Origin of the sequence: Bradyrhizobium sp. BR 1433 (assembly GCF_051547665.1) — a bacterium.
Taxonomy (GTDB): Bacteria; Pseudomonadota; Alphaproteobacteria; order Rhizobiales; family Xanthobacteraceae; genus Bradyrhizobium; species Bradyrhizobium australafricanum.
Genome location: NZ_JBPUGG010000001.1, coordinates 7,894,881 through 7,906,385 on the forward strand (window position 1 = coordinate 7,894,881; position 11,505 = coordinate 7,906,385).

General features: G+C 63.6%; 8 protein-coding genes and 2 pseudogenes. 6 read left to right on the top strand and 4 right to left on the bottom strand.

Annotated features, from left to right (window positions below; all coding sequences use genetic code 11):
- Positions 1-9 precede the first annotated feature (9 nt).
- Positions 10-519, bottom strand: a complete 510-nt coding sequence (locus tag ACSKB9_RS37915; protein ID WP_438080569.1) for a diguanylate cyclase — start codon at positions 517-519, stop codon at positions 10-12.
- Between ACSKB9_RS37915 and ACSKB9_RS37920 the strand changes: the two genes are divergently transcribed.
- Positions 409-828 (top strand): hypothetical protein, encoded by a 420-nt coding sequence (locus ACSKB9_RS37920; RefSeq protein ID WP_438080674.1) that lies wholly within the window; start codon positions 409-411, stop codon positions 826-828. The two genes, ACSKB9_RS37915 and ACSKB9_RS37920, sit on opposite strands and share 111 nt — an antisense overlap.
- A gap of 309 nt (positions 829-1,137) precedes the next feature.
- Here the strand turns inward: ACSKB9_RS37920 and ACSKB9_RS37925 are convergent, their stop codons facing one another.
- Positions 1,138-1,512 (bottom strand): hypothetical protein, encoded by a 375-nt coding sequence (locus tag ACSKB9_RS37925; RefSeq protein ID WP_438079502.1) that lies wholly within the window; start codon positions 1,510-1,512, stop codon positions 1,138-1,140.
- Positions 1,513-1,678: 166 nt separating this feature from the next.
- Positions 1,679-3,384: pseudogene (locus ACSKB9_RS37930) on the bottom strand (methyl-accepting chemotaxis protein).
- Positions 3,385-3,722: 338 nt separating this feature from the next.
- Between ACSKB9_RS37930 and ACSKB9_RS37935 the strand changes: the two are divergent.
- The 4 genes and pseudogenes from ACSKB9_RS37935 (at position 3,723) to ACSKB9_RS37950 (ending at position 10,204) form a co-directional block, all read left to right on the top strand.
- Positions 3,723-5,105: an ethanolamine ammonia-lyase subunit EutB gene (locus ACSKB9_RS37935; RefSeq protein WP_438079503.1), complete on the top strand. Its 1,383-nt coding sequence runs from the start codon at positions 3,723-3,725 to the stop codon at positions 5,103-5,105.
- Between the two features lie 129 nt (positions 5,106-5,234).
- Positions 5,235-6,824 (top strand): annotated as a pseudogene (locus tag ACSKB9_RS37940) (B12-binding domain-containing radical SAM protein).
- Positions 6,825-6,828: 4 nt separating this feature from the next.
- Positions 6,829-7,623 carry an ethanolamine ammonia-lyase subunit EutC gene (gene eutC, locus ACSKB9_RS37945; protein ID WP_438079504.1) on the top strand — a complete coding sequence of 265 codons (795 nt, stop codon included), beginning with the start codon at positions 6,829-6,831 and terminating at the stop codon, positions 7,621-7,623.
- Positions 7,624-7,819: 196 nt separating this feature from the next.
- Positions 7,820-10,204, top strand: coding sequence for an efflux RND transporter permease subunit (locus ACSKB9_RS37950; RefSeq protein WP_438079505.1), 2,385 nt, complete (start codon positions 7,820-7,822; stop codon positions 10,202-10,204).
- Between the two features lie 93 nt (positions 10,205-10,297).
- Here the strand turns inward: ACSKB9_RS37950 and ACSKB9_RS37955 are convergent, their stop codons facing one another.
- Positions 10,298-10,801 (bottom strand): hypothetical protein, encoded by a 504-nt coding sequence (locus tag ACSKB9_RS37955; RefSeq protein ID WP_028331723.1) that lies wholly within the window; start codon positions 10,799-10,801, stop codon positions 10,298-10,300.
- Positions 10,802-11,206: 405 nt separating this feature from the next.
- On the opposite strand from ACSKB9_RS37955, the gene ACSKB9_RS37960 reads away from it, so the two are divergent.
- Entirely contained in the window at positions 11,207-11,443 is a 237-nt protein-coding gene (locus ACSKB9_RS37960) for a hypothetical protein (RefSeq protein ID WP_438079506.1), read from the top strand.
- Positions 11,444-11,505 lie beyond the last annotated feature (62 nt).

The window sequence follows — 11,505 nt, forward strand, 5'->3', positions numbered from 1 at the left end:
CGGTCGCGATCAGGCGACGTGCCGCTTGCCCGATTTGTCCCACCCGATCGGGCTGACGACGACGCGGTCGCGGCCTTCACGCTTGGCTTGATAGAGCGCAAGGTCCGCGGCCTTGAGCAGATCGCGCGATGTGCGCTCATGGTCCGGGACGAGGCAGGACAATCCGATGCTGACGGTCGGCAACTCAGGCTCGGATTCCCGCACGGCCGCCAACTTGGCGCGGATCCGTTCGGCAATTTCCAGGGCGCCCGCCTTGCCGATGCCCGGCAGCAACACCGAAAACTCTTCGCCGCCATAGCGGGCGCCGAGATCAGTTGCACGCTTGGCACTGCCTGCGATGCACCGTCCCACGGTGGTGAGCACGGCGTCGCCGGCCTGATGCCCGTACGTGTCGTTGTAGATCTTGAAATGATCGACGTCGATCATCAGAAGCGAGACCGGCGCCTTTGCGCGCATGCCACGGCGCCATTCGACGTCAAGGGTATCGTCGAGGCGGCGACGGTTGGCGAGGCCCGTCAGTGCGTCCGTGCTCGCGAGGTGCGCGAGCCGATCTTCCGCGGCGGCCCGCCGTTTGAGAGCGGCCACCAGGTAGAACATCAGGACGATCGAGAAGCCGCAGAGCGCTGCCACCACACTGCCGATCAGCCAGACCTGCTGCCACCAGTCGGCATAGATGCCGTCGAGCGCAAGACCCTCGGCGATGAGCAGGCGATTGTGTCCGACCGCCTGGAAAACATAGAGCCGGCTGACATGATCGACGATCGATTTCGTGATGTAGGAGCCGGATTGCCGTGCCGGAAATTGCTTGAAGACCAGAGAAGTCCTTGATGCTTTGCCCGATCTTGCTGATGTCGAACGGGGCGCGCATCAGTATGACGCCATCGCTGTTGAACAGCGCCATGCTGTCGCCGAAGCCGAAATTCAGCTTGCGAAACAGATTGTGGAAATAGCTGAGCCGCATGCTGCCCGCGACCACGCCGGCAAAGGAACCGTCGTCATTGTTGATGCGGCGGCTGAGGCTGATCAGATATTCGCCGTCAGAGGTAATCCACGGAGCGCTGATGAACAGCCCGCCGTCCGCTCGCGTCTGATGTGCCCGGAAGAAGTCTCGATCGGCGAAATTTGCGGCCCGCGGCGTCAACGTCCTGGAATCGAGCGTGACGTCCCCGCCGCATTCAGCACAAGGATCGAGCCGAGATCCTTGGCCGTGGCGGCGCGGTCGAACAGCACGACCTGGCGAAGCTCCGGGCTGATCTTGCCCAGCTCCTGCAGCTTGACGCCGTCGGCGACCGCCTGGAGCGAGAGGTCGTAGAGGTCGATGTTGCGGTCGATCTCGCTGGCGATGGAGGCGACGAGGTTGGTCGCACCTTGCTTCGCATGCTGATAGTCCTTGCCCGCCATCTCCCAGAGGATGGATGCACAGATCGCCGAAAAGCAGAGAACGAGGCCGATCCCGAGCGCAAGGAGCCGTTTGGTCGGCACTGCCTTCGGCTTTGGCAAAAGCCCGTTCATTGCTCGGTTCCACTTCCCCGCGCCCTCGCGCAGCGACGCTTTTCTATGGAGGCATCAAATTGAGAAATGCGACCCGAAGCGGAGGCAATTTGTGTCCGTGCGTTGGGAGAAGTCTTAACCATCCGGATTGCCGGGGCCCTGTCGCAGGGCCCCGCCAGATCGCCGCTCAGGTTCCGGTCCGCTGCAGGCCGTCGGCCGCGTCGCTGCGCAGGTTGCGGAAGAACTGCTCGACCTCGCGCGACAGCGTCTCGGCAGTTGTGGTCAGATCGTTCGAGGCCGCGAGCACCGATTCCGCCGCCTTGCTGGTTTGGTCCATGTCATCGCGGAGCGAGCCGACATTGGTGACCAGGGTCTCGTTGCCCTGGGCGGCCATCTGGGCATTGGCGGAGATTTCGCGCGTCGCCGCGTCCTGCTGGCCGACCGCGCTCGCGATGTTCGCGGTGACGTTGCTGATCTCGCGCACCGCCTGACCGATCTCGCGCACGGCGGCCACCGAGTTGCGGGTCGAGGCCTGGATCAGGCCCACATTCTCGCTGATCTCGGCGGTTGCCTTCGCGGTCTGGCCGGCCAGCGCCTTGACCTCATGCGCGACGACGGCGAAGCCACGGCCGGCATCGCCGGCGCGGGCGGCTTCGATGGTGGCGTTGAGAGCGAGCAGGTTAGTCTGCTCGGCGATCGCCTGGATCAGGCTCAGCACCCCGTCGATGCGCTGGGTGGTGGCGGCAAGGCCCTCGATCTCGGTGATCGAGCGGTCGGTGCGCGCACCGGCCTGATCGACTGCGCCGGACGACTGCTTGACCTGGCGGCCGATCTCCTCGACCGAGGCGGAGAGTTCTTCGGCTGCGCCCGCCACCGCGGAGACGTTGCTCGAGGCCTGTTCGGTGGCGCCTGCCGCCGCCACCGCGCGGCCGCTGGCGTCCGACGCGACGGTTGCGATGGTCTGCGCGGTTTGACGCATCGTCGCGGCGTTGTCGTGCACCGCGCGGAGCACCTCGCCGATCGTGCCACGGAACGCTTCGACGAAGGTCTCGATATGCCGGCCGCGCGCGTCGCGCGCCTCGGAATCCTGTACGACCTGCGCGTTGAGGCTGCGATTGCGGTCCATCGCCTCCTGGAAGACCTTGATGGCGCGTGCCAGTGCGCCGATCTCGTCGCTGCGCCCGACATGCGGTACTTCGACATGGTCGGTGCCCTCGGCGACGCGCTTGATCGTCATGGTGATCTGCGACAGCGGCCGGGCCACCGAGCGGGCGATGATCAGCACGCCGAGTACCACCACAATCAAGGCCGCGGCGCCGAGGCCGGTCAGCACCAGCGCCATCGTGCGGTTGGTGTCGGTCTCGCGCGCCAGCTTCTTGCTGCGCTCGGCATAGACCTTGGAGAGCGCCTCGAGATCCTTGTTCAGCGCGGTGCGCACGTCGCGGTTGGCGTCGTTGTCGCCCCACTCCGCCCGGCTGCGGCGCCGATCTCGATGCCGCGGCGTACCAGCTCCTTGCGGAAATCGATGAACTGTTCGATGCGCTTCTTGAACACCGCGAACTGGGCGGCGTCGTCGGCCTGCACCAGGGTTTCCCAGTTCTTGACCACGCCGAGAATGCGTTCGTTGAACGCCAGCAGCCCGTCGCCGTATTTCTTCACCGCTGCCGGATCGGTCGACATGTAGATGCCGCGGGATTCCATCACCACGGCGTAGACCAGTGAATTGACCCGCTCGACATTGAGTGCTGCACGGCTTGCGAGGTCGACGGCCTCGGTCAGCTCGGCATTACGCCGCGCATTGTATTCGGACAGGAAGGTGATGGCCGCGGTCAGCGCCGCAATCAGCGCAAACGTCGAGTACAGCCTGGCAGCAAGCGAGAATCGGGATGCCATTGGAGGCCGGGATGTGGAGATGGGGGATGTGACGGGGGCGGGCATTGCGGGGCACTCCAAGAGGCCGGGAGTACCTTCGGCCGATTAAAGCTTATGCAAAATTTTCATGGACAATTTCTTAACGCGCGAGATTTGTGCAGCCGCAACCGTTAAAATCTGTAAATAATCCCAATGTCTTATGGGCCGCTTTTGAGTCTGCCGGGTGCTCGCGGCTTGCGGTCGTGCCGAGGCTGCGCCGCCGTTGCCGGCAAAGGCGCCAGCACGCGGGGCGAAGCCGATGGCACGCCTTTCGCAAAGAGGTGCTAGATTGCGCTGCCCCAGCCCGCGACGAACCTCCCATGCTCTATCGTCACACCATCGACGCCACCAATTACGCATTCGACGATCTGCGCATCCTGCTTGCCAAGGCCTCGCCGCCGCGCTCAGGCGACCGCCTGGCCGGCATCGCGGCCGACAGCGCGGAGGAGATGATCGCCGCACGGCTTGCGTTGGCCAACGTTCCGCTCAAGCAATTCCTCGATGAGCCTGTCATCCCCTATGAGGATGACGAAGTCACCCGCCTGATCCTCGACAGCCACGACGTTGCCGGCTTTCTGCCGGTGTCGTCGCTCACCGTCGGCGGATTCCGCGACTGGCTGCTGTCGGATGCAGCCAGCGGGGCAGCGATCAAGAAGATCTCGCGCGGCATCACGCCAGAGATGGTTGCGGCGGTGTCGAAGCTGATGCGCAACCAGGATCTGATCCTGGTCGCGAAGAAATGCGAGGTGACGACCCGCTTCCGCAACACCATCGGTTTGCGCGGGCGAATGAGCACGCGGCTGCAGCCGAACCATCCTTTCGACGATCCCAAGGGCATCACCGCCTCGATTCTCGATGGGCTGCTGCTCGGATCGGGCGATGCCTGCATCGGCATCAATCCGGCGAGCGACGATCCGAAAGTCATCGGCACGCTGCTGCGGCTGTTGGACGACATCATCACGCGGCTCGAGCTTCCGACGCAGGGCTGCGTGCTGACCCATGTCACGACCACGCTCGGACTGATCGGGCAGGGGCTGCCGGTCGATCTCGTGTTCCAGTCGATCGCCGGCACCGAGGCGGCCAATCGCAGTTTCGGCGTCGACCTCTCGCTGCTGCGGGAAGCCCGGGAAGCGGGGCTGTCGCTGCGGCGCGGCACGGTCGGTGACAATGTGATGTATTTCGAGACCGGGCAGGGCTCGGCGCTGTCCGCCAATGCCCATCACCAGGTCGACCAGCAGACGTGCGAGGCGCGGGCCTATGCGGTGGCGCGCGCGTTCGATCCACTGCTCGTCAACAGCGTGGTCGGCTTCATCGGTCCTGAGTACCTCTATGACGGCAAGGAAATCATCCGCGCCGGGCTCGAGGACCACTTCTGCGGCAAGCTGCTCGGCCTGCCGCTCGGGATCGACGTCTGCTACACCAACCACGCCGAGGCGGATCAGGACGACATGGACAATCTCCTGACGCTGCTCGCGGCCGCCGGCGTGAACTTCATCATGGGCGTGCCGGGCGCGGATGACGTCATGCTGAACTATCAGTCGACATCGTTTCACGATGCGCTCTATGTCCGCGACTTGTTCGGCTTGAAGCGGGCTCCCGAATTCGACGACTGGCTCGCGCGCGTCGGCCTTGCCGGGCAGGACTTCCGCCTCGTGGCCGGTGCGGAGCGGCTGCCCGACCTCGCTGCCAGGCTGCTGACCTGAGGGGGATAGCGAAATTCTGCAGAGCAACTATCTCGTCGTTATGACGTTAAGTAGTGCCACAATGTTGAAGAATTTCTGGCCCAGCGTTCCGCGCCGTGGTTAGATTTGCCGGTGCTTCGGGGTCGTTTGATGAGAGCTGAGGGCATAAAGACAGTACGACGTATCCTCTGCGTTTTTCCGCGCTATACGTCGTCGTTTGGGACCTTCGAGCACGCCTACCCCCTCACTGACGGCGTCAAGGCGTTCATGCCGCCGCAGGGCCTGCTGCTGATCGCCGCATACCTTCCCGAGAACTGGCCGGTGCGTTTCGTCGACGAGAATCTGCGTCCGGCGACGGCGGAGGATTTCGAATGGGCGGATGCCGTGTTCGTCAGCGGTATGCATATCCAGCGCCAGCAGATGAACGACATCTGCCATCGCGCGCATGACCATGACCTGGTGGTCGCGATCGGCGGCCCGTCGGTCAGTGCTTGCCCGGACTACTATCCCTCATTCGACTACCTCCACGTCGGCGAGCTCGGCGATGCGACCAATGAGCTGATCAAGCGTCTGGCTGATGATACCAGCCGTCCCGACGAGCAGGTGGTGCTTAAAACCATCGACCGGCTGGCCGATGACGGAATTCCCGCTGCCGGCCTATGAGCTCGCCGAAACCAAGAAGTATTTCCTCGGCAGCATCCAGTTCTCCTCGGGCTGCCCCTATCAGTGCGAGTTCTGCGACATCCCCGGGCTCTATGGCCGCAATCCGCGCCTGAAGTCGCCGCAGCAGATCATCGCCGAGCTCGAACAAGCCTGCGCGCCTGTGGTGCCACCGACACCGTGTATTTCGTCGACGACAATTTCATCGGTAACCGCAAGGCCGCGAGCGAGCTGTTGCCGCACCTGATCGAGTGGCAGAAGCGGACCGGATATGTCACGCGCCTCGCTTGCGAGGCGACGCTCAACATCGCCAAGCGTCCCGAGATCCTGGAGAAGATGCGCGAAGCCTACTTCGTGACGATCTTCGTCGGCATCGAGACGCCCGATCCCGACGCGCTGAAGGCCATGCACAAGGATCAGAACATGATGGTTCCGATCCTCGAGGGCGTGCGCACCATCAATTCGTTCGGCATGGAGGTCGTCTCCGGCATCATCATGGGGCTCGATACCGACAAGCCCCAGACCGGCGACGCGTTGCTCTCCTTCGTCGAGGAGTCGCGGATTCCGCTGCTCACCATCAACCTGCTGCAGGCGCTGCCGAAGACGCCATTGTGGGATCGGCTCGAAAAAGCCGGGCGCCTGATCGATGACGAGGGCCGCGACTCCAATGTCGAGTTCCTGCTGCCCTACGAGGACGTGGTCAGTTCCTGGCGCAAATGCATGGAAGTTGCCTACGAGCCGAAGAAGCTGTTCGCGCGCTATTTGCATCAATGCAACTACACCTATGCCAATCGCATCAAGGTGCCGGTTAGCCCGGAGATGAAGAGCTGGGCCAACATCCGGCGCGGCCTGATCATGCTCCGCAACATCTTCTGGAAGGTCGGCGTGCTCGGCGACTACAAGCGCGTGTTCTGGAAGTTTGCGCTCGGCCGGCTCAAGCGCGGCGACATCGAGGGATTGATCTCGGCGACGTTGGTTGCGCATCATTTGATCACCTTTGCGCGTGCAGCCTCCAGCGGCCGGCAGAACGCCTCGAACTACTCGATCCGGCTGCGCGAGGCTTCCGTCCCCGCCGAATAACAGCATGACGACACCGCCGGCGCCCTTGTCCCCTTCGCTTGCCGATCTGCGCGAGCTCACGCCGGCGCGCGTCGGCCTTGGCCGGTCCGGGGCCAGCCTGCCGACCGATGCGCTGCTGTCGTTCACGCTCGACCATGCCCGCGCCCGCGACGCCGTCCACGCCGCCTTCGATGTCAGAGGGATCGCGGCCGGTCTTGCCGGCCTCGGCATCACGCCGCTTGAGGTATCGAGCCAGGCGCACAGCCGGCGCGACTATCTGCGGCGGCCCGATCTCGGGCGCATGCTGGATTCTGCGTCGCGGCGGTCGCTCGAGACCTGCGGCATCACAACATGCCCCTGCGCCATCGTGATCGGCGACGGCCTGTCGCCCACGGCGGTCAATGTGCATGCCGTCGAATTGATTCGGCATCTCGTGCCGCGCCTTGCGGCCGACAAGATCGACGCCGGCGCGGTGATCGCAGCGTCCGGGGCGCGGGTCGCGCTCGGTGACGAGATCGGCGCCATCATCGGCGCGCGCATGCTGGTGATGCTGATCGGCGAACGGCCGGGCCTGTCCGCACCCGACAGCCTCGGCGCCTATCTCACCTTCGCGCCGCGGATCGGCCTCACCGATGCCGACCGCAACTGCATCTCTAACATCCACCATGCCGGGCTGAGCTATGCGGAGGCCGCATTCAGGATTTCGTGGCTTGTGCGCGAGGGCCTGGCACGCCAGATCACAGGGGTCGCGCTGAAAGATGAAAGCGGCGGTGGATCGTCGAGGAATGCGCTACCAGGGTGTGACAAATCAGATACTTAATGGCGGGGATCGGCGGTTCCCTGTCGATTTGGTCAGCCCCTCGCGCTTGCGAGCAAAGGGGCGGCAGGTAAAACCGGCGCCGGTCAATATTCGCGTGTTTTCAAGGACTAGCGCCGATCAGTTGCGCTCACCCGCCTCATTCGCGCCCCGAGACCCAAGCTAGACAGATTGAGCCGTTTTCAGAACTGGACAGGGCATGCTCGAAAAGAATTCCGAAAGTCAGGTCCACGTCGAGAAGATCGAAGAGCCGCGGTCGGGCCTCAGCATCGCGTTCGGGATCGAGCGTCTCGGCCTGATCCCGATGCGGGCGCCGATCCTGTCCTGCATCGTCCTCGTTCTGTTGCTGATCGGCGCCGTGTTCGGCGTGCACCGGATCAAGATCGACGACTCGCTGTCGCAGCTGTTCCGCTCCGACTCCAAGGACTACAAGCAGTATGAGGCGGTGACCAAGCGCTTCCCGGCGACCGAGTTCGACGTGCTCGTCGTGGTCGAAGGCAAGACGCTGCTCGAGCGCGACAATCTCGGCAAGCTGCGCGATATGGTCACCGACCTGCAGCTCGTCGAGGGCGTGCGCGGCCTGGTGTCGCTGTTCTCCGCGCGCCAGGCGCCGGAGCCCGGCAAGCTACCGGCGGCGCTGTTCCCGAACGAGCTGCCCGAGGGCGCGGCCTACGACAAGTTCGTCGAGACCGTCAAAAGCAACGAGATCATCCGCGGCAAGCTGCTGTCGGAGGACGGCACGCTCGCGCTGATCGTGCTGTCGCTCGAGCCCGAGGTGGTCGGCAGCAACAAGCTCAGCAAGGTGGTCGGCGACATCAGGAAGATCATGGCCGACGACCTCGGCGGCAGCGGGCTCAATGCGCAATTGTCCGGCGTGCCGGTCATGCAGCTCGAGATCCGCAACGCGGTCGAGCGCGACGGCCTGACCTACAACATCCTCGGCATCCTGGCCGGCTGCATCATCGCGATCATCTTCTTCCGCAAGATATCCTTCATGGTGGCGGCGGCGTTCCCGCCGATGATCGCGATCCTGCTCGCGCTCGGCGGCCTCGGCTGGGCCAATTTCAATCTCAACATGTTCCTCAACGTGATGACGCCGCTCATCATGGTGATCAGCTTCTCCGACTCGATGCAGCTGACATTCGCGGCGCGCGACCGGCTGATCGCCGGGCAGGACAAGTTCACCGCGTTCAAGAATGCGGTGCTGGTGGTCGGACCGGCCTGCGTGCTGACGCACGGCACGGCCGGAATTTCCTTCATCGCGCTGCAGTTCTCGGATTCCGACTTGATCCGCAAGTTCGGCGAGGCCGGGCTTGCGGCGACCATCATCGCTCTGATCGCGGTGCTGTCGCTGGTGCCGGTGTTCGGCGTGCTGTTCGTGCGCAACGAGAAGATCTTTGCGGTCAAGTTCCAGAGCGCGGATGCCGGCGTGCAGGCGCTGCGCAATTTCTGCTACTGGATCGCGGTGCGCATGGTCGGCCGTCCCGGGCTGTTCAGCCTGCTTGCGCTGATCGTGGTCGGCGGCCTCGGCATCATCTACGCCAATCTCGAGCCGCGCTACCGGCTCGCCGATCAGGTGCCGGACAAGCGGCAGGCGGTGGCGGCGTCGAGCCGGCTCGACGCCAAGCTGACCGGCGCCAATCCGGTCGATGTGCTGATCGAATTCCCCAAGGGGCAATCGCTGTACTCGCCGGAGACCTTGAAGACGATTGCCGATGTCCATGCAATGGTCGAGGACTCTGCCGGCGTCGGCAACGTCTGGTCGCTGGAGACCTTGCGGCGCTGGCTCGCCGAAAAGGCTGGCAGCAATGATGTCGCGACGCTGAAGGAATATGTCGACCTGATCCCCGAACACCTGGTGCGCCGGTTCATCGACAAAAATCAGGATGCTGTCGTGGTGTCGGGCCGCGTCCCGGATGTGGACTCGAGCCAGTTGCTTCCGGTGGTGAACAAACTCGATCATTCGCTGGACAAGGTGCGCGCCGAGCATCCCGGCTACGAGATCGCGGTCACGGGTCTGTCGGTGATTGCCGCACGCAACAGCGCCAGCATGATCGAAAAGCTCAACCACGGCCTCACCATCGAATTCCTGCTGGTCGCGATCTTCATCGGGCTCGCATTCCGCTCGATCGTGGTGATGTTCTCCTGCATCCTGCCGGGCATCTTCCCGGTGGTGCTGTCGGGCACGGTGCTGTGGCTGCTCGGGGAGGGGCTGCAATTCGCCAGCGTCGTGGCACTTACCGTCTCGTTCGGCCTCGGCCTCAGCGCCACCATCCACTTCCTCAATCGCCTGCGGCTCGAGACCAAGCCGGGTGTCACGCCGGAACTTGCGGTGGAGCGCGCCACCGTCCTGGTCGGTCCTGCGCTGATCCTGACCACGGTGGTGCTGGCCTGCGGTCTCGTCGTCACCGTGTTCTCCGACCTGCCGTCGCTGCGCCTGTTTGGCTGGCTCAGCGCGTTCTCAATGGTAGCAGCCCTGGTCGCGGACCTCTTCATCCTGCGGCCGACCTCGATGTTCCTGATCAACCTGTCGCAAAAGCTCCGCGGCAGGGGCGGCCAGCCCGCGCCGATCGAAAAGGCCTGATCGACGAGCGATCAAAAAGCTGCAGCAAAGGCCCGGTTCCGAAGCGTTCGGAACCGGGCCTTTGTGTCTTGTGGGCGCAATCGGCCGGGAGCGTCAGCTCTTCGTCATCGTGATCGAGACGCCGCGGATCTCGCCCTTGGAGTCGATCTGCACGACCTGCTTGGAGCCGTTGGTCTGCAGGTTCAGGTTCGCGGCAAAGCCGGATGCCTCGACGAACACGTCGATCCGCCCGCCGCCCGCGGTGCCCTGCAGATTGCCGAAGATGTTGCGGCTCGCCTCGCTCCAGTTGCCGGAGATCCGGTCGCCCTGGCTGGTGACGTCGCTGGAGAGGTCGAACTTGTAGCTGTCGCTGGCGCAATGCAGGGACTGTTTCAGGCTCATGCCCGAGGGCGCGACCTTGTAATCCGCCTTGCAACGAATCCGTTCAGTCGTGCCGTTGGACAGCGCCACCGTGCCCGTTCCGGTCCACGAGCCGGCAAAACCGGCAAACGGCCCGCTGGCCTGGGCGTGGACGGCGGAGGCAGAGAGCATCAGTGCGGCGCCGACGCCCACAGCCCTGAGAGCCTGACCATAAAGGCTGGAACCAAACCGTTTCATTGTGAATTTTCCCATCAAAATCAACGCTTCCTACGCAAGAAAGCGTCTCGCCGCATCGAAGGTTTAGTGTCACCGAAGAATGTTAGGTTCAAACGACAGAAACGGCGCGCGGCGCCCATATTGTCATCGAACAGAATCAGAAACCGTCGGCTTCGTGACGGCATGTAGCTTTGCGCAACTGCTATCCGCAATAGCCGAACGCGACAAAGTGATGGCACGAATTGTCATTGCGAATCAATAACTTATGTAGGGGTTTACAGCGCCGCAAATTTAGCCGCATTTAACGGTGCTTGTCGTCAATCCATTGCCGCGTTACGTGGCGTCTGCAATCCCCAAAATCCGTCCCGGCCATGCCGAAGCGCTTTTCGGGAACAGATTTTCTGCTGTCGGAAATGAAGGAATACGATGCGTAAATTTCTCTTGGCTCTTGCCCTGTTGTCGATCCCGCTCTCGTCCAGCGCCTTCGCCCAGCAGCAGACGCGCGGGACACCCGATGAGCAGAAGGCCTGCACGCGCGACGTGCAGCGTCACTGCCGCGCCGTGATCGATCAGGGCGATTTCACCATTCTCGCCTGCCTGCAGCAGAACCGTAGCAAGATCAGCACCGCCTGCGACCAGGTGCCGAAGACCCACGGCCAGTAAGGCCGCTTCGGGCCCCATGGATCGCCGCAAGGCCCGTGCTCGGCATGTGTGCCGGCCACGGG